Raw genomic sequence first — 18277 nt, 5'->3', positions numbered from 1 at the left:
TCAGTGGCGATGCCGCCAGGGATGGCGGCGGCGGAACATGACCAGGAAGCACCCTACCACCCAGACCAGGGCGGCACACCAGCCGGCCAGGATGTCGGAGGGGTAATGGACACCGAGGTAGACCCGCGACAGGCTGACCAGTGCCGCGAAGGTCACCGCTGACAGCGCGACCGGCCAGCGCCAGCGGGTGTTCCAGGCCAGCAGCACCAGGGTGACGGCCAGGGTCATCGAGCCCATGGCATGGCCGCTGGGGAAGCTGAACGTGCTTTCCGGCGCGATCGATTCCCACAGGCTGGGGCGGTCGCGCTGGAAGAAGCGCTTGCTGCCCATGTTGAGCAGCGCCGAGCCGACGAAGCAGATGGCCACGAAACTGGCTTCGCGCCAGCGTTTGCGCCAGACCAGCACGGCCACGATCAGCACATCGGCCGGGATCAGGAACCACTCGTAGCCCAGTTTGGAGAGCAGCACGAAGAACTGGTCCAGGCCCGGCGAATGCAGGCCGTGCATCTTCCACAGCAGGGGCGCGTCGAAATAGATCGATTCCAGTTCATGGACTTCATCGGCCAACGCGACAAACCCGGCCAAGGGCAGCAGCACGCCCACGAACAGCAGCACGAAGCGCCAGGCGTTGCGACCCATCCAGTGGCGGAAGCCGGCCGCCGGCTCCGGGGCAGCCAGCACCGCCGGCTTATCCGATGGTTCGGACATAGGTGCGTTCGACGTAATCGTCGATCAGCGCCACGAAGTCCTGGGCGATGTTCTCGCCGCGCAGGGTGACCGTCTTTTCGCCGTCCACGAACACCGGCGCCGCGGGCGTTTCGCCCGTCCCCGGCAGGGAGATGCCGATGTTGGCGTGACGCGACTCGCCCGGCCCGTTGACGATGCAGCCCATGACCGCCAGGGTCATGCTCTCCGCGCCCGGGTGGCTCACTTTCCAGATCGGCATTTTCTCGCGCACATGGTTCTGCACGACCTTGGCCAGTTCCTGGAAGAATTCCGAGGTGGTCCGGCCGCAGCCCGGGCAGGCCGTGACCAGCGGGGTGAACGCCCGCTGCCCGGTGGTCTGCAGCAGTTCCTGGGCGACGATCACCTCGGCGGTGCGCGACTGGCCCGGTTCGGGGGTCAGCGAAATGCGGATGGTGTCGCCGATACCTTCCTGCAGCAGCACCGCCAGCGCCGCCGAGGAGGCGACGATGCCCTTGCTGCCGATGCCGGCTTCGGTCAGGCCCAGGTGCAGGGCGAAATCCGAGCGCTGGGCCAGGTCACGGTACACCGCGATCAGCTCCTGCACGCCACTGACCTTGGCCGACAGCACGATACGGTCGCGCGGCAGGCCCAGTTCGACGGCGGTCTCGGCCGAATCCAGCGCCGAGCGGATCAGCGCTTCACGCAGTACGCGCCCGGCATCCCAGGGCTGCGCGCGCTGGCTGTTCTCGTCCATCAGGCGCGCGGCCAGGGACTGGTCCAGCGAACCCCAGTTGGCGCCGATCCGGACCGGCTTGTTGTAGCGGATCGCAAACTCGATCAGCTGCGCGAACTGGGTGTCCTTCTTCTTGCCGAAGCCGACGTTGCCCGGGTTGATCCGGTACTTGGCCAGGGCCTGCGCGCAGGCCGGCTCCTGGGTCAGCAGCTGATGGCCGTTGTAATGGAAGTCGCCGATCAGGGGGACGTCGATCCCCATCATCTGCAGCTTTTCGACGATCCGCGGGATGGCTGCGGCCGATTCGGGATTGTTGACAGTCAGCCGCACCATCTCCGAGCCCGCGCGCCACAGTTCGGCCACCTGCTTCACGCTGGAGGCGACATCGGCGGTGTCGGTGTTGGTCATCGACTGCACCACCACGGGATGGCCCCCACCCACGACCACGCCGCCGATACGGACGGGCTGGGTCTGGCGGCGGGCCCACACGGCGGAGTCGGCGGGTTGGGTCGGTCGGGTCACGGCGTCATGCATCCGCCTATTTTAGCGCGCCCAGCGTGCAGGTAGGTGCCCAGCGTTGGTTGCCACTCATGTTCGATGCGCCGCGGAGGGCGCCCGTTCCCGATGCGGCCGATTGTCGCAGGCAGGCGTTGGCGGGAGCGCATAGGATGTGCGGTGATGACCGGTACCGACGCCCCCTTTCTCCGCACCCTGTGCAGCCTGCGCTGGCTGGCCGTGGCCGGCCAGGCCGCCACGATCCTGGTCGCCACCTGGGTACTGGGGCTGGAACTGCCGCAGCTGCCGCTGTGGGCCGGCGTCGCCGCGCTGACCCTGTTCAACCTGTACGCGCAGCTGCGTGTGCAGGAGCCGGACACCGCACCGGTGACTGCCTTCGGCCACATCCTGGTGGATGTCACCGTGCTGACCTGGATGGTCGGCTGGAGCGGCGGCATCGCCAATCCCTTCGGCTCGCTGTTCCTGATCCTGATCGCACTGGCCGCGCTCGCCCTGCCCCTGCGCTGGACCCTGGCCGTGGCGGCGGCCTGCCTGATCGGTTACGCGGTCAGCGGCGTGTTCGGCCTGCCACTGCCCAGCGGCTATTTCACCGGCGCGCAGATGCAGCAGTGGGGCGTGGTCTGCAACTTCCTGCTGTCGGCCACGGTGGTGCTGGTGTTCGCCACGCGGCTGGCGATCGCCCTGCGTCAGCGCGAACACGAGCTGGCCATGCTGCGCGAACGCTTCGTGCGCAACGAAGGCATCGTCGCGCTGGCCACCCACGCCGCCTCGGTGGCGCATGAGCTGAACACCCCGCTGGCGACCATGACCCTGCTCGCCGACGACATCGCCGACCAGACCGAAAGCAGCGAGGTCCGCGACGACGTGGAAACCCTGCGCGAGCTGCTGGTGCAGTGTCGCGAACGCGTGCTGGCGCTGGCCCGCCCCGCCGCTGGCGACGCCCCCGGCCGCGACGCGGTGACCTTGCCGCAGGTACTGGAACAATGGCGGCTGGTGCGGCCGACCATCGCGCTCAAGCGCAATGAAGACGCTCCGCTGACCCTGCCGCTGGACCCGGGTATCGGGCACCTGCTGATGGTGCTGCTCAACAATGCCGCCGACGCGGGCGAGAAGGCCGACCGCCCGCAGGTGGATCTGTCGCTGCGCATCGAAGGCGATGACCTGATCGGCGAAGTACGCGACTACGGCCACGGCTTCGACGCCCGCCAGGCCGTGCTGCCCGGCACCTTGTTCAACAGCGGCAAGACCGACGGCATGGGCGTGGGCCTGGCCCTGTCCCACGCCACCATCGAACGCCTGGACGGCGAGCTGTGGATGCGTCCGGCCAATGGTGCCGGCACCCGCGTCGGCTTCCGTCTGCCCTTGTCCCCACGGGAGACTTCCGCATGACCGCCTTTACCCCCGCGCCCGGTCAGGCCAGCCATGGCCTGCTGGTCGACGACGACGAACTCTATCTGCGCACACTGCAGCGCAGCTTGGCCCGAAAAGGGCTGGAAACCGTCACCGCCAGCGACATCGCCTCGGCGCTGCTGCTGGCCCGGCAACAGCCGCCGGCGTATGCGCTGATCGACCTCAAGCTCGGCACCGAATCCGGGCTTGCGCTGATCCAGCCGCTGCGCGCCCTGCGCGAAGACATGCGGATCCTGCTGGTGACCGGCTATGCCAGCATCGCCACGGCGGTGGAAGCGATCAAACTCGGGGCCGACGACTACCTGCCCAAGCCGGCCACGGTGCCGATGATCCTGCGCGCGCTCGGCGAAGAGGACGATGGCCCGGCCGATGACGGCGACATGGAGCCGCCGGATGCGATGACCCCGATCAGCCGCCTGCAGTGGGAGCACATCCAGCAGGCGATGCATGAGACCGGCGGCAATGTGTCCGCCGCCGCGCGCCTGCTCGGCATGCACCGGCGCTCGCTGCAGCGCAAGCTGGCCAAGCGGCCGAGCCCGGAGCGCGACCCGAGCCGGTGATGCCGACCGTGGGTCGGCTGCGCTTCACCACGACGATCAACCCCGCGCGATGCGTACGACAGCCGACCAACGGTCGGCTCTACCTGCTTTATAGCCGACCAACGGTCGGCTCTACCTGGCTTATAGCCGACCAACGGTCGGCTTAAGCGGCGGTCAGGCGGTCAGACGCCCCAGCAGCTCCAGCGTCACCGGGTCGGTGATCGCATGCGCTTCACCCTGCAGCGCAGGCAGCAGCTGGCTGGCCAGCTGCTTGCCCAGCTCTACGCCGAACTGGTCGAAGGCGTTGATGTTCCAGATCAGCGACTGCACGTACACGGCGTGTTCGTACATGGCGATCAGCGCACCCAGCGACTGGGGAGTGAGCGCATCGAGCAGGATCAGCGTGCTCGGGCGGCCACCGGGATACTCGCGATGGGGATCCTCACTGCCCTGGCCGTTGGCCAGCGCCTCGGTCTGCGCCAGCAGGTTGGCCATCAACGCCTGGTGGTTGACCACGTAGGGATCATCGTTGTGCACGCAGCCAATAAAGTCGGCCGGGATCACGCTGGTGCCCTGGTGCAGCGCCTGGAAGAAGCTGTGCTGCACATCGGTGCCCGCCCCGCCCCACCACACCGGTACGGTGTCGCTGGCCACCGGACTGCCATCGAGCTGCACGCGCTTGCCAAGGCTTTCCATCACCAGCTGCTGCAGGTAGGCCGGCAGCAACGCCAGGCGCTGGTCGTAAGTCATTACCGCATGCGTGGCATGGCCGAGCAGGTTGCGGTTCCAGATATCGGTCAGCGCATGCAGCACCGGCAGGTTCTGCGCCAGCGGTGCGGTCAGCGCGTGTTCGTCCATCTGCGCCGCGCCCTCGAGCAGCTGCTCGAAGCGCGTGAAGCCGATCGCCAGTGCGATCGGGAAACCGACCGCCGACCACAGCGAATAACGCCCGCCGACCCAGTCCCACATCGGCAGCACACGGCCGGCGGCGATCGAGAAGGCCTTGGCCGCACGCTCCGGGTTGGCACTGACCGCATACAGGCGCTCGCTGCCGCCCAGCCAGTCGTGCAGGATCTGCCCGTTGAGGAGGGTTTCCTGGGTGCCGAAGGTCTTGGAGATCAGGATGCCGGCGGTGGTGGCCGGGTCCAGCGTGGCGAGCGTGCGCTGCATCGCGGCGCCATCCACGTTCGACACGAAATGCACGCGGAAGCGCGCACCGGTCACCGGACGCAGCGCATCGGCCACCAGCCGCGGGCCGAGGTCCGAACCGCCGATGCCGACGCTGACGATATCGGTGATGTGGGTCGCTTCCAGTGCGGCGATCAGTTCGCCCATCTGCTGACGCACCTGGGCCGCCGTAGCGAAGGCCTCGCCGGCCACAGGCGCGCCGCTGGCATCGCCGCGCAGCGCAGTGTGCAGGGCGGCGCGGCCCTCGGTGACGTTGACCGCTTCACCGCGGAACAGGCGCTGGAAGCCGCCGGCGACATCGCGCTCGGCAGCCAGCTGCAGCAGTGCGTCCAACGCCGCGCGGTCGTACTTCTGCCGCGCGAAATTGACGTACAACGGACCGACCCGCAACCCCAGCGATTGTGCGCGGCCCGGTTCGGCGGCGATCAACGAAGGGATGCTCGCGCCTCGCAGGCGCTGGGCATGGGAATGAAGCGGGTCGAATCCGTTGTGCTGTGTCATGCGGCCTGTGTCGGGATCGTGTCGTTGGTGTGGGAGATCTGGTTCTTGCCGTCCACATATACCAACTTCGGCTTGAAGCTGTCAGCTTCTTCTTCGCTCATGCTGGCGAAGGCGGCGATGATGATGATGTCGCCCACCTGCACGTGGCGCGCAGCGCCGCCGTTGAGCGACACCACGCCGCTGCCGGCTTCGGCGCGGATGGCATAGGTGGAGAAACGCGCACCGTTGGTCACATCCCAGATGTGCACCTGCTCGAACTCACGGATGCCGGTCGCAGCCAGCAGGTTGTCATCGATGGCGATGGAACCTTCGTAGTTCAGCTCGGAGTGAGTGACGGTGGCGCGGTGGATCTTGGTCTTCAGCAGGGACAGATGCATGGCAACGGGGAAACGGTAAAGGAAAGGGAAATTCTAGCACCCGGGGGCCGCGCGGCAGGGGGTAGCCCTGCCCTCCCCCTCCGGCGCTGCCGGCCGTTCAGCCAGAGCGGGCGGGCGGGGCTGGGGCCCGGAAACGCACAGGGCCACCCGAAGGTGGCCCTGTGCCGGTACCCGCTGGCGGGCTCAGAACTCCAGGTTGTCGATCAACCGGGTGTTGCCGATCCGCGCGGCGATCAGGGCCACGCGGGTGCCGTCGTTGGCATCGGCCGGCTCGGACAGGTCCGGCAGGCGGACCACGGCATAGTCGACCTGGAAGCCGGCCGCCTGCAGCGCCGCGGCCGCTTCGGCCTCGATGAGGGTGCGGCTCTTGCCGGCGATGAAGCCTTCGCGCATGCCCAGCAGCACCTGGTGGATGGTGGTGGAGACCGGGCGCTGCTCGGCGTTGAGGTACTGGTTGCGCGAGCTCATCGCCAGCCCATCGTCTTCGCGCACGATGTCACCCCCGACGATCTGGATCGGGAAGGCCAGGTCTTCGACCATCTGGCGGATCACTGCCAGCTGCTGGTAGTCCTTCTTGCCGAAGGCGGCGACATCCGGCTGCACCTGGTTGAACAGGCGCGAGACCACGGTGCAGACGCCGTCGAAATGGCCCGGGCGGTGCGCGCCCTCGAGCAGGCCGCTGATGCCCGGCACGTTGACGCTGGCCGCCAGCTCGACGCCGAACGGGTACATCGATTCAACGGTGGGCAGCCACAGTACATCGCAGCCGGCCTGCTCCAGGCCGGTGGTATCGGCTTCGGGCGTGCGCGGGTAGCGGGTGAAGTCTTCGTTCGGGCCGAACTGGGTCGGATTGACGAAGACGCTGGAGACCACCCGGTCGGCGTACTGCCGGGCCAGCGTGACCAGCGAGTAGTGACCTGCATGCAGGTTGCCCATGGTCGGGACCAGCGCGACGCGCAGGCCCTCGCGCTTCCAGCCGTTGACGACGGCGCGCAGACGGGACAGTTCGGTGACGGTTTCGATCATGAGGCGTAGGCGTGCTCTGCGTCGGGGAAGGAGCCGTCGCGCACGGCGTCGGCATAGGCACGGACCGCACCGGCAACCGACCCGCCTTCGGCAAGGAAATCCTTGACGAACTTGGGACGGCGATGGCCGCTGTCCAGACCGAGGAAATCATGCAGCACCAGCACCTGGCCATCGCACTGCGGGCCGGCACCGATGCCGATCGTGGGCACGCTGATGTCTGCGGTGACCTGCGCAGCGACGGGCGTCGGCACGCATTCAAGCACCACCAGGCTGGCGCCGGCGGCGACTGCGGCCTTGGCGTCATCGCGCAGCTGCTGGGCGGCGTCGCCACGGCCCTGCACGCGATACCCCCCCAGGCGCAGCACCGACTGCGGGGTCAGGCCCAGGTGCGAGCAGACCGGAATCTCGCGCTCGACCAGATGCCGGATGATGTCCAGCTTGAAGCCGGCACCCTCGATCTTGACCATCTCCGCACCGGCCTGCAGCAGGCGCAGCGAAGCATCCAGCGCGCGCTCGGGGGTGGCATCGGCGCCGAACGGCAGATCGGCCACCAGCAGCGCGCGTTGCAGGACGCGGGCGACAGCGCGGGTGTGGTAGACCATGTCGTCGGTGGTGACCGGCAGGGTCGAATCGTGCCCCTGCACCACCATGCCAAGCGAATCGCCGATCAGGATCAGGTCCACGCCGTTAGCGTCGAAGCTGCGCGCGAACCCGGCATCGTAGGCGGTCAACATCACCAGCTTCTGCCCATTGCGCTTGGCCTCGGCCAATGCGGGGACGGTCCAGGGCTTGCTGTCTGCGTGGGTACTCATGAGCTGATAACCGGTGGCGATAAGCCCCGCATTATCCTCCTATTGGAGCGATCCCGCAGGCTTGGACCCGCACCACAGCATCCCGCACGCGGCCGTGACCGGGAATGAGGGCGTCCGGCGCGATCTCGGCCAGCGGCAGCAGCGCGAACGCACGCTCATGCAGGTACGGGTGCGGCACCTGCAGCTGCGGCAGCGCGATGACGTCCTCGCCGTACAGCAGCACGTCCAGATCCAGCGCGCGCGGCCCCCAGTGCACGGCCGGGTCCCGCACGCGGCCGAAGCGGCGTTCGATCTCCAGCAACGCGTCCAGCAGGTCCGGTGCCGGCAACGCGGTTTCCAGCACGGCGGCAGCATTGACGAACGCCGGCTGGTCTTCATTGCCCCAGGCCGGCGTGCTGTACAACTGCGAGCGTGCCCGCAGGGAGGTCTGCGGCAGCGCCGCCAGCGCCTGGAACGCATCGCGCAGCGTCTGCGCGGCGTCCCCGAGATTGGCGCCCAATCCGATACAGGCCAGGGTCACGGTTTACTCGCCTGCCACTCCACCGGGACGACGACGGCGGCGGCGACGCTTGCGCGGTGCGCCGTCTTCGCCCTCGCCTTCGGCCTGGGCGGCGTCCAGCGCCGAATCCAGCTCGGTGCCGGACTGCAGCTGCGCTTCGCGCCAGAACGCCACATCGGCTTCGTGCTCGCTGGAAGCGACCTGGCGCAGGACCAGGAAATCGTAAGCGGCGCGGAAGCGCGGATGGGTCAACGTGCGGATCACGCGCTTGCGCTGGCGCGAGGCGAAACGGCCCTGCAGCAGCCAGATCTCCTGCATCGGCAGCGAGAAGCGGCGCGGCAGGGCGATCGTGGTCAGCTGGTGGAGGGTCACGCGGTCCGCCGCGCGGCGCTGCGCTTCTTCCAGTGCCACGCCCTGCTTCTGCAGGCTGGCCAGGGCGCGGCAGAAGGCCGGCCACAGCAGCAGCGCGAACAGGAACGACGGCGACACCGGCTCGTCATTGGCCACGCGCAGATCGGTGTTGTGCAGGCCTTCGATGACCATGCGGCGCAGCGCGCCACTGCGGTTGCTGCGCAGCGCGGCGGCGCTTTCCGGGAACATGACGTCAAGCAGACCGTAGCGCTCCAGGCCTTCGAAGCTGGCCACGCCGTGCCCGGACAGGAACAGCTTGAGCACTTCCTCGAACAGGCGTGCCGGGGCGGCCTCGGCCAACAGGTTGGCCAGGCGCGGCAGCGGTTCGGCAGTCGCCTCTTCGATCTGGAAGCCCAGCTTGGCGGCCAGGCGCACCGCGCGCAGCATGCGCACCGGGTCTTCCTGGTAGCGCTGCTCGGGATCGCCGATCAGCTTCATCAGGCGCGCCTGCACGTCTTCGAAGCCACCGGTGTAATCGCGCACCGAGAAATCCTCGATCGCGTAATACAGGGCGTTGCAGGTGAAGTCGCGGCGGATCGCGTCGTCTTCGATGCTGCCGTACACGTTGTCGCGCACGAGCATGCCGTTTTCCATCTCACGGTCGCCGCTGCCATCGTCGATGTTGGCGCGGAAGGTGGCGACCTCGATGATCTCGCGGCCGAACACCACGTGCGCCAGGCGGAAGCGGCGGCCGATCAGCCGGCAGTTGCGGAACAACTGCTTGACCTGCTCGGGCGTCGCGTCGGTGGCGACGTCGAAATCCTTGGGGTGCCCGTTCACCAGCAGATCGCGGACGGCGCCGCCGACCAGGTAACCGGCAAACCCGGAATCACGCAGCCGGTACAGGACGCGCAGGGCGTTGGGGCTGATGTCCTTGCGGGAGATGTTGTGCTGATCGCGCGGGATCACGCGCAGGCTGAACGGTGATGTAGCAGAGGAATTGATGTTGGCGCTTCCGGTTGAGTTTTCGGGATTGCCCAATGGCATCTAGGTCCATATACTAGCGCGCTGCGCAGTTCGCGACAAAGTCTGCTCCCTTCGTCTAGAGGTTAGGACGTGGCCCTCTCAAGGCTAAAACAGGGGTTCGAGTCCCCTAGGGAGCACCAGTCGCGGTGCAGAGAGCCAAAAACCCCGCCACGGCGGGGTTTTTTGCGTTCAGGCCCCAGGCCTGCGGCGCCTGCCCTGCCCGCCCGGACCGGGAGCACACGCCCCCGACCCGGCCCCTGCCCAGCGCGCCGGGCTGCAGAAAGCGGCTCAGCCCTCCATCTGCTCCAGTTCCTTGCCCTTGGTCTCCTTGACGAAGCGCAGCACGAAGAACACCGAGACCACCGCCGCGACCGTGTAGATGCCGTAGGCGCCGGCCAGGCCGATGCTGCCCAGCAGGATCGGGAAGGACACAGTGATGGCGAAGTTGGAGGTCCATTGCGCCGCGCCAGCCACCGCCAGCCCGGAACCACGGATCTGGTTGGGAAACATCTCGCCCAGCATCACCCACATCACCGGGCCCCAGGACATGTTGAAGAAGATCACGTAGACGTTGGCCGCCACCAGCGCCAGCACGCCCATGGTGTCAGTGAGCTGAAGCTTCCCGGCGGTATCCAGCGAACCGCTGGCGAACGCGATGGTGACCAGTGCCAGCGAGACCGCCATGCCGAGCGAGCCGACCCACAACAGCGGCTTGCGGCCGATGCGGTCGATCAGGACCACGGTGATCAGGCAGGCGCCGATACTCAGTGCACCGGACAGCACGTTGATCAACAGCGCATCGTTCTCCGAGAAGCCCACGGCCTGCCACAGCACGGCGCCGTAATAGAAGACGACGTTGATGCCGACCAACTGCTGGAACACCGCCAGGCCGATGCCGATCCAGACGATCGGGCGCAGCTTGCCGGTGGCCTTGCTGATCAGGTCCGAGAAGGTCGGGCGGTGCTGGTCCTGCGCCAGCGAACCTTCGATCTCGGTGATCTTGGCCTGTGCCTCGGCCGGACCGTACAGGCGGGTCAGCACCGACAGCGCCTGGTCCCGACGCCCTTTGACCACCAGGAAGCGCGGGCTCTCCGGAATCACCAGCAGCAGGCACAGGAACAGCAGCGAGGGAATGGCCTGCATCCAGAACATCCAGCGCCATGCCGCCTGGCCCAGCCAGAGTTCCTGGGTGGAGGCCCCGGCCGCCTTGGCCAGCAGGTAGTTGCTGAGGAAAGCGCAGAACAGGCCGCTGATGATCGCGATCTGCTGCACCGTGGCCAGCCGCCCGCGGTAGCGGGCCGAGGCGACCTCGGCGATATACGCTGGCGACATCACGCTGGCCGCGCCGACGGCGAAACCGCCGATCACCCGGGCGATGATGAACACCGTGGAGCTGTGCGCCGCCCCTGCCCCCAGTGCCGAGAACAGGAACATCACCGCGGCGATGATCAGCACGCCGCGGCGGCCGAGCCGGTCGCCGAGGCGACCGGCGAAGAAGGCACCGATCGCGCAGCCGAGCAGCATCGAGGCGACCTCGAAGCCGATCCCGGCCGAGCTGGACTGGAACGTGTCCTTCAGGCCATCGACCGTGCCGTTGATCACGCCACTGTCGAACCCGAACAGGAAGCCGCCGATGGTGGCCACGCAGCTGATCAGGACGATGAAGCCGGTGTTCTCGCCGCTGCCGGCGCGGGTACTGCTGAGCGAAGCACTGGACATGGAGATACCTGGGTCGGAAGGGAACGGCGGGTCAGCGCAACAGGTACTGATTGATCAGGTTCTCATACCTTTCCTGGTGGCCGCTGCGCTGCTGCGGCTCGCCCTGGGCCAGGGCCAGGCTGCGCAACGCGTCCAGGCTGCTGCGGCCGGCGGCGAAATCGGCCCCGGCGCCGCGCTCGAAACTGGCGTAGCGGTCCCGTCGCCAGCCCTCCAGCGGGGAGTTCGCGATCAGGGCATGCGCCACTTCCAGCCCGCGCGCGAACGCATCCATGCCGCCAATGTGCGCCTCGAACAGATCTTCCGGCGCAGACGACTCGCGGCGCACCTTGGCGTCGAAGTTGAGCCCGCCCGGGGCCAGGCCACCCTGGCGCAGCACCACCAGCATCGCCCCGACGGTGTCGTACAGATCGGTCGGGAACTGATCGGTGTCCCAGCCGTTCTGGGGGTTGCCGCGGTTGGCATCGATGCTGCCCAGCAGGCCGGCATCCGAAGCGACCTGCAGGTCATGCGCGAAGGTGTGCCCGGACAGCGTGGCGTGGTTGGCCTCGATGTTGAGCTTGAAGTCCTTGTCCAGGCCGTGCTCGCGCAGGAAACCGACCACCGTGGCGCTGTCGAAATCGTACTGGTGGTTCATCGGCTCCATCGGCTTGGGCTCGATCAGGAAGGTGCCGGTGAAGCCGATGCTGCGCCCATGGTCGCGGGCCAGCGTGAGGAAGCGCGCCATGTTGTCCTTCTCGCGCTTCATGTCGGTGTTGTACAGGCAGGCATAGCCTTCGCGGCCGCCCCAGAACACGTAGTTCTCACCGCCCAGGGCCACCGTGGCCTCCAGCGCGGCCTTGACCTGCACCGCGGCGCGGGCGACCACGGCGAAGTCCGGATTGGTCGAGGCACCGTTCATGTAGCGCGGGTGCGAGAACAGGTTGGCGGTGCCCCACAGCAGCTTGACCCCGGTCGCCTTCTGGCGCTCGCCGGCGATGCCGACCATGTGCTGCAGATTGGCCTCGTACTCGGCGATGTCGTCGGCGTCCGGTGCCAGATCGATGTCATGGAAGCAGTAGTACGGCACGCCGAGTTTGGTGATGAACTCGAACGCGGCATCGGCCTTGGCCTCGGCACGTGCCAGCGGCGTAGCGCCGGCATCCCACGGATGGACGCGGGTACCCGGGCCGAACGGATCGTGGCCGGTCGCGCAGAAGCTGTGCCAGTACGCCACCGCGAAGCGCAGGTGCTCGGCCATGGTCTTGCCGCCCACGCGCTTGTCCGCGTCGTAGACCTTGTAGGCCAGCGGATTGTCCGAGCCACGTCCCTCGAACGGGATGCGGCCGATGCCGGGGAAGTACTCCTGTGCGCCGATGTAAACGGAGGTGCTCATTGCTCGGATCCTTGCGGTGGTGACGGGTCGGTACGCAGCAGCGGACCCACCTCGGAAAGATGGTGGAGGAAACGGCGGTACAGTTCTGCGTAGCGCGGCACAGTGCGCGGATCCGGGGTGGCCGACAGCGCGTCATCAAAGCGCACGTGTGCATCGACCGTTGCCGCGAGGCTGTCGCTTCCGCCCTGCCCGCGCTGCGCGGCCCACAGCGCCTGCAGCGCCGCGCCGAACGCCGCGCCTTCGGCCTGGGTGGGCACCTTGACCGGCAGATCGAACACATCGGCGATCAGTTGCCGCCACGCCGCGCTGTTGCTGCCGCCGCCAGTGAGCAGCACGGTGTCGAAGGACAGGCCCGCGCCGGTGAAGGCGTCGTAGCCGTTGCGCAGGCTGTAGGTCGCGCCTTCCATCGCGGCGCGATAGAAATGCGCCGGCGTGGTGTTGTGCAGGTCCATGCCATGCAGGCAGGCACGCGCGTTGGGCAGGTCCGGGGTGCGCTCGCCGTTGAAGTACGGCAGCATCACCAGCCCGCCTGCACCGGGATCGGTCTGCGCCATCAGCACCTCGCCACCGCCACGGGGAATGTTGAACAGCGCCGCCATCCGCTCGGTGGCGACGGTGCAGTTCATGGTGCAGATCAGCGGCAGCCAACCGCCGCTGGAGGAGCAGAACGCAGCCCAGCGCCCGTCGTCGTCGACCACCGGGTGATCGGCGTATGCGAACAGCGTGCCGGACGTGCCCAGGCTCATGGTCAGCCGCCCTGCGGCCACGTTCCCGGTGCCCAGCGCGGCCATCATGTTGTCGCCACCGCCCGTGGAGACCTGCACGTCGGCCGGCAGGTCCAGCAGTGCGGCGATCGTCGGCGCCAGCGTGAACGTGGTTTCCAGTGGGACCAGCGGTGGCAGCAATGCGAGCAGATCGCGCTGCGGGTCGATCGCCTGCAGCAGTTCGGGCGACCAGCGCCGGTGGCGCACGTCCAGCCAGCCGGTGCCGGAGGCGTCACCGTACTCGGCGTAGCGCTGCCCGGTCAGCCAGAAGTTGATGTAGTCGTGCGGCAGCAGGATGCCGTCCAGTTCCGCATAGGCCTGCGCACGATGGCGGCGCGTCCACGGCAGCTTGGAGGCGGTGTAACCGGCGAGGATGGGATTGCCGGCCAGTGCGATGCACGCGGCAGCACCCCCCACCGCCGCCATGATCGGCTCGCAATCGGTTGCGGTACTGGTATCGCACCACAGCTTCACCGGCGCGATCACCTCGCCGCGTGCGTTGATCGGCACGAAACCATGCTGCTGGCCGGACACGCCGATGGCACGAATGCGGCTGCGCAGCGACGGGCTGAGTTCGGCAAAGCACGCCACAATGCCGTCGATCCACCAGCGCGCGTCCTGCTCGCGGGTGCCATCGTCCCGGCTGACCAACTGCATCGGTCGCGCCGCCGTGGCCACTACCTCGCCCAGCGCCGGGTCATAGGCGAGCAGCTTCACGCTCTGGGTGCCGACATCCAGGCCCACATACAGACTCATTGCCCGCGCTCCCTGCCGCACCGGGGTAGCGCCGCCTCGACCACTTCCGCCTGACCCATCGCCGCTCCTGATTGTCTACCGGTGGTCATCATCTTGGCCCGGGCATCCAAGGCGGTGCAATCGTGCAGTGCGGCATTACCACCCTCCTGCGGCCAGCGCACGCCGCATTGATCGGCTGGCTGGCACACTGCAACGCCCCTGCTGTTGCGAGTACCTGCCCCATGCCCGATGCCGTTGCCGCCCCGTCCTCTGCGGTTGCTGACGTTCCCCTGCTGGTCGACAGCCGCTGCACCCACGGCGAAGGCGCCCTCTGGTCGGCACAGCGGCACTGCCTGTTCTGGGTGGATATCAGTGAGCGCCGGTTGTGGCAGTACCGGCCTGCCGATGCCATGCATCGAAGCTGGCTGCTGCCGGACCGCCCCGGCTGCCTGGCCGAAGGCGACGATGGCCGCCTGCTGATCGCACTGGCCAACTCATTGCAGCGCCTGGACATCGACCGCGACGGTGATGCCACGGCGCCGCCGCTGGAATGGCTGGCCGACGTGCAGCCCGATGTGGCGGAGACGCGCAGCAATGACGGCCGCACCGATCGCGCCGGCAACCTGGTGTTCGGCACCATGAGCGAGGATCCTGCGCGTGCGCCGCTCGGCCGTTACTACCAGTTTTCGATGCGGCACGGCCTGCGCGAACTGAATCTGCCGCCGGTCGTCATCCCCAATGCGATCTGTTTCAGCCCGGACGGCGCCACGATGTATTTCTGCGATTCGGTGCGCCCTGCGCTGTGGTGCTGCGACTACGATGCCGAGCGCGCGCACTGCGGGCCGCCACGGCTGTTCGCTGCCCTGCCCGATCCGCACTGGGAGCCGGATGGGGCCATCGTCGATGCCGAAGGCGGCGTGTGGAATGCGCAGTGGCGCGCTTCGCGCGTGGTGCGTTATCGACCCGACGGGCAGGTCGATCGGGTGGTCCTGCTGCCGGTGCGCAATCCGACCTGCGTTGCGCTGGGCGGGGCTGGAATGCGGCAGCTGATGATCACCAGTTCCCGGCTGGATCACACCGACGGGCAACTGGCGGCCAGCCCGCACGCCGGCGGCGTATTTGCGCTGGAGACCGGCATCGCTGGCCTGCCCGAGCGTCCTTTCCGCTGGGCCTGAGCCTTGTGCCAGCGGCATTTCGGGGGTCCAGACACGATCCGACTCCGCGCCGCGGACCAACCTGTTCTAGAATTGTCCGGCTTACTGTCGGATTCAGATCCAGCCATGCCTTTTGTCGTCACCGAAAACTGCATCAAGTGCAAACACACCGATTGCGTGGAAGTGTGCCCCGTGGATTGCTTCCATGAAGGCCCCAACTTCCTGGTGATCGACCCGGACGAGTGCATCGATTGCACCTTGTGCGAGCCGGAGTGCCCGGTCAACGCGATCTTCCCCGAAGATGACGTGCCCGCCGGCCAGGAAGTGTTCGTTGCCCTCAATGCCGAGCTGGCCCAGGCCTGGCCGGTGCTGACCGTGCGCAAGGACCCGCCCGCCGACGCCGGCGAATGGGACGGCAAACCGGACAAGCTGAAACTGCTGGAACGCTGAGCCTGCGGGTTCGGGCGGCAACGAAAAAGGGCGCCAAAGGCGCCCTTTTCGTTTCCCGGACACGCAGTGTCCGGTCGTGCCGGCGGCTGCGCTGCGATGCCACCCAGGTCGGACCCGGGCGGCACGTGGCGCGCCGGCCCGGCCAGCGGCCGGGCCTGCCGCTGGCGCTTTTACGGCGCCAGCTTCGCCTTCAGCTCACCCAGCAGCTTGGTCGGCGCTGCGGCGGTGGCCGGCAGGCCACGCGGATCCACGGCCGACACATAGGCGCCGGCATCGACGGCCACCACGCGGACCAGGAAGTCGCTGCCTTCGAAGGCCACGTCATAGGAACCCAGCAGCTGCGCCTTGCTGGCGATCTTCACGCCTTCAACAGTTTCCAGCGCGGTGCCGACCTTGGCGAACACTTCTTCCTTGGTGCCCGGCACGGTGAAGCCGGCGTTGTTAGCGGCCGCCTGGTTCGAGGCCGGGGCCGGACGCGAGGCCTGCGAGGCCAGCGAGGAGCTGGTGGCGGCGGTAGCGGCGGCCTGACCGGCCGGGACGTTCAGATCCGGCGGCACTTCCAGCGGGCGCACTTCGGGGGCCAGGGCATAGTCGCCCTTGGCACCACGCTTGAAGCAGCCGGTGGTGCCGATGAGGGTCGCGGTTGCCAGGACCGCAAAAGACAGGACGCGGAAGGCGGAAACGGATTGACGCATGGGAATCTCCTGAGTGACCACTGCGATCAGTGGTTGGATAGTGCTTCCAGCGCACCGATATCGGTGGCCAGGTGTTCGGCAGCGGCGTGATGGGCCGCGGACAGGGGCAGCAGCGGCAGGCGCAGGCCGTCACCAATGCCGATCCGGCGCAGCAGGTCCTTCACCGGGATCGGGTTGGACTCCACGCCGCAGAATTCATGGAAGGGCTCCAGACGGGCGTCCCACGATTCGGTCGCCTCGCGCTCACCGGCTGCGGCCAGGTCGCACATCCGGCGATAAGCCCCCGGCAGCGCGTTGGAGCCCACCGAGATCAGGCCATCCACGCCGGACAGGATCGAGCGTGCCGCCGTACCGTCGTCACCGCTGAGGATGGCGAAGTCCGGCGAACGCAGGGCCAGCAGCGCATGCACGCGACCGATATCGCCCACCGCTTCCTTGATGCCGACGATGTTCGGGTGGCTGGCCAGCTCGGCCACGGTCTCGGGCAGCATGTCGCAGCCGGTGCGGCCGGGCACGTTGTACAGGATGACCGGCAGGCCGCCCTGGTCGGCCACCGCGCGGTAATGCGCGATCAGGCCAGCCTGGGTGGGGCGCACGTACGGCGGGGTCACCACCAGCGCGTGGGTGGCGCCATTGGCGGCCGCCCGGCGGGTCTGCTCGATGGTTTTGGCCGTCCCGGACAGGCCGGTGCCGGCCAGCACCGGGATGCGCCCGGCGACGGTTTTGACCGCACTGCGCAGCAACTGGTCGTATTCGTCGTCGGACAGGGCCGCGGCTTCACCGGTCGAACCGGCCACCACCACCCCGTGAACACCACCCTCCAGTTGCAGATGCAGCAGGCGCTGCCAACCGTCGGGATCCAATGCGCCGTTCGCCTGGAAGGGCGTCGCCAGCGCGGTGATGAGACCGGAAAGGGACAAGGACATCGTGCTCGGAAGAAAGGGGGCACCGTGCCTGCGTAAACGCCGGCCAGATGTACGTTGCATGTTACTTGCGGGTCGAAAGCGCGGGCAAGTATGCTGGACTCCGGCGAACGTGCCGTCGTCCGGCCGTTCAGACTCACCTTGCATCACCCGGAACCATCTTGACCGACACCACGCCGCGGCCTGCGCCGACCGAAAACCACCTCCTGATCAACGCCTATACGACGCATCCGGAGTCCCCCCTGCTGCCTGTGACCCGGCGTATCGCCGATAGTGGCTGCAATCTGGTCGATGCCCGCCTGGCCACGGTCGGGCGCGACGTGTCCGTCACCGCCCTGGCCACCGGCTCGTGGGACTCGGTGGCCAAGCTGGAGGCGATGCTGACCCGGCTCGAGCGCGAGGAAGGCCTGAAGTTGGTCTGGTACCGCACCGGCGCCAAGCAGGCGCAGTCCAACCTGCTGCCCTACATCGTGGAAGTGATCGCCGCCGACAAGCCGGGGATCCTGTTCCAGCTGGCCGATTTCTTCGACCGCCAGGGCATCACCATCGAAAACCTGCAGAGCACGCGTTACCGCGCGATGCAGACCGGTGCGGAAATGTTCTCCGCGCAGGTCACGATCGGTGTGCCGGCCAACATGCACATCGCCGCGCTGCGCGATGATTTCCTCGAGTTCTGCGATCACCTCAACCTCGATGCGATCATGGACCCGATGAAGTTCTGATGTTTCGCGCGCTCGTCACGGGCGCGCGGGGTTTCATGCAGTTGTAGTAGATCTACCCCAGGATCCGGAAAGGAACCC

General features: G+C 67.7%; 18 protein-coding genes and 1 tRNA gene. 6 read left to right on the top strand and 13 right to left on the bottom strand.

Annotated elements, in window-relative coordinates; translation table 11 throughout:
- Positions 1 to 708 (bottom strand): phosphatase PAP2 family protein, encoded by a 708-nt coding sequence (locus ACTT2I_RS05995; protein ID WP_443096811.1) that lies wholly within the window; start codon positions 706 to 708, stop codon positions 1 to 3.
- Entirely contained in the window at positions 689 to 1954 is a 1266-nt protein-coding gene (gene ispG, locus ACTT2I_RS05990; RefSeq protein ID WP_088432223.1) for a flavodoxin-dependent (E)-4-hydroxy-3-methylbut-2-enyl-diphosphate synthase, read from the bottom strand. Before ispG ends, ACTT2I_RS05995 begins: the two co-directional genes overlap by 20 nt.
- A 144-nt stretch (positions 1955 to 2098) precedes the next feature.
- On the opposite strand from ispG, the gene ACTT2I_RS05985 reads away from it, so the two are divergent.
- Together ACTT2I_RS05985 and ACTT2I_RS05980 are read left to right on the top strand one after the other, a co-directional pair.
- A complete protein-coding gene (locus ACTT2I_RS05985; RefSeq protein WP_421099564.1) occupies positions 2099 to 3325 on the top strand; it encodes an ATP-binding protein in 1227 nt (408 codons plus the stop codon).
- On the top strand, positions 3322 to 3906 hold the full coding sequence (locus tag ACTT2I_RS05980; protein ID WP_293980633.1) for a response regulator transcription factor: 585 nt from the start codon (positions 3322 to 3324) through the stop codon (positions 3904 to 3906). The genes ACTT2I_RS05985 and ACTT2I_RS05980 overlap by 4 nt, the downstream gene beginning before the upstream one ends.
- A gap of 153 nt (positions 3907 to 4059) precedes the next feature.
- On the opposite strand, the gene pgi is transcribed toward ACTT2I_RS05980, so the two are convergent.
- The 6 genes from pgi to pcnB form a co-directional block, all read right to left on the bottom strand.
- Positions 4060 to 5574, bottom strand: a complete 1515-nt coding sequence (gene pgi, locus ACTT2I_RS05975; RefSeq protein ID WP_421099565.1) for a glucose-6-phosphate isomerase — start codon at positions 5572 to 5574, stop codon at positions 4060 to 4062.
- Positions 5571 to 5951, bottom strand: a complete 381-nt coding sequence (gene panD, locus ACTT2I_RS05970) for an aspartate 1-decarboxylase (protein ID WP_019183273.1) — start codon at positions 5949 to 5951, stop codon at positions 5571 to 5573. The genes pgi and panD overlap by 4 nt, the downstream gene beginning before the upstream one ends.
- A 183-nt stretch (positions 5952 to 6134) precedes the next feature.
- Positions 6135 to 6977, bottom strand: a complete 843-nt coding sequence (gene panC / locus ACTT2I_RS05965) for a pantoate--beta-alanine ligase (protein WP_070427117.1) — start codon at positions 6975 to 6977, stop codon at positions 6135 to 6137.
- Positions 6974 to 7789, bottom strand: coding sequence for a 3-methyl-2-oxobutanoate hydroxymethyltransferase (gene panB, locus ACTT2I_RS05960; protein WP_088432227.1), 816 nt, complete (start codon positions 7787 to 7789; stop codon positions 6974 to 6976). The genes panC and panB overlap by 4 nt, the downstream gene beginning before the upstream one ends.
- Positions 7790 to 7820: 31 nt before the next feature.
- On the bottom strand, positions 7821 to 8309 hold the full coding sequence (gene folK, locus ACTT2I_RS05955) for a 2-amino-4-hydroxy-6-hydroxymethyldihydropteridine diphosphokinase (protein WP_421099566.1): 489 nt from the start codon (positions 8307 to 8309) through the stop codon (positions 7821 to 7823).
- Positions 8310 to 8312: 3 nt separating this feature from the next.
- Complete coding sequence (pcnB, locus tag ACTT2I_RS05950; protein ID WP_421099567.1) at positions 8313 to 9680, bottom strand: polynucleotide adenylyltransferase PcnB; 1368 nt, start codon at positions 9678 to 9680, stop codon at positions 8313 to 8315.
- A 50-nt stretch (positions 9681 to 9730) separates the two neighbouring features.
- On the opposite strand from pcnB, the gene ACTT2I_RS05945 reads away from it, so the two are divergent.
- Positions 9731 to 9805, top strand: a tRNA-Glu gene (locus ACTT2I_RS05945).
- Positions 9806 to 9953: 148 nt separating this feature from the next.
- Here ACTT2I_RS05945 and ACTT2I_RS05940 read toward each other — a convergent pair.
- The 3 genes from ACTT2I_RS05940 to xylB are packed head-to-tail and all read right to left on the bottom strand — an operon-like array spanning position 9954 to position 14276.
- A complete protein-coding gene (locus ACTT2I_RS05940) occupies positions 9954 to 11384 on the bottom strand; it encodes a sugar porter family MFS transporter (RefSeq protein ID WP_421099568.1) in 1431 nt (476 codons plus the stop codon).
- A 31-nt stretch (positions 11385 to 11415) separates the two neighbouring features.
- Positions 11416 to 12756, bottom strand: coding sequence for a xylose isomerase (gene xylA / locus ACTT2I_RS05935; protein WP_421099569.1), 1341 nt, complete (start codon positions 12754 to 12756; stop codon positions 11416 to 11418).
- Positions 12753 to 14276 carry a xylulokinase gene (xylB, locus tag ACTT2I_RS05930; RefSeq protein WP_421099570.1) on the bottom strand — a complete coding sequence of 508 codons (1524 nt, stop codon included), beginning with the start codon at positions 14274 to 14276 and terminating at the stop codon, positions 12753 to 12755. Before xylB ends, xylA begins: the two co-directional genes overlap by 4 nt.
- Positions 14277 to 14497: 221 nt before the next feature.
- Here xylB and ACTT2I_RS05925 point away from each other — a divergent pair, with 221 nt between their 5' ends.
- Entirely contained in the window at positions 14498 to 15430 is a 933-nt protein-coding gene (locus ACTT2I_RS05925; protein ID WP_421099571.1) for an SMP-30/gluconolactonase/LRE family protein, read from the top strand.
- 105 nt (positions 15431 to 15535) lie between these two features.
- A complete protein-coding gene (fdxA, locus tag ACTT2I_RS05920) occupies positions 15536 to 15859 on the top strand; it encodes a ferredoxin FdxA (protein WP_019183294.1) in 324 nt (107 codons plus the stop codon).
- Positions 15860 to 16029: 170 nt separating this feature from the next.
- Here the strand turns inward: fdxA and ACTT2I_RS05915 are convergent, their stop codons facing one another.
- Both ACTT2I_RS05915 and dapA read right to left on the bottom strand, forming a co-directional pair.
- On the bottom strand, positions 16030 to 16554 hold the full coding sequence (locus ACTT2I_RS05915; RefSeq protein WP_088432234.1) for a hypothetical protein: 525 nt from the start codon (positions 16552 to 16554) through the stop codon (positions 16030 to 16032).
- Between the two features lie 26 nt (positions 16555 to 16580).
- Complete coding sequence (gene dapA, locus ACTT2I_RS05910; protein WP_088432265.1) at positions 16581 to 17474, bottom strand: 4-hydroxy-tetrahydrodipicolinate synthase; 894 nt, start codon at positions 17472 to 17474, stop codon at positions 16581 to 16583.
- A gap of 164 nt (positions 17475 to 17638) precedes the next feature.
- On the opposite strand from dapA, the gene ACTT2I_RS05905 reads away from it, so the two are divergent.
- Positions 17639 to 18199 carry a glycine cleavage system protein R gene (locus tag ACTT2I_RS05905; protein WP_019183297.1) on the top strand — a complete coding sequence of 187 codons (561 nt, stop codon included), beginning with the start codon at positions 17639 to 17641 and terminating at the stop codon, positions 18197 to 18199.
- The last annotated feature ends 78 nt before the right edge of the window (positions 18200 to 18277 follow it).

Origin of the sequence: Stenotrophomonas sp. PUT21 (genome assembly GCF_052232875.1) — a bacterium.
Classification (GTDB): Bacteria; Pseudomonadota; Gammaproteobacteria; order Xanthomonadales; family Xanthomonadaceae; genus Stenotrophomonas; species Stenotrophomonas maltophilia_N.
Note: the sequence above shows the minus strand (reverse complement) of the source record. Positions and strands in the feature narration are given on the sequence as shown.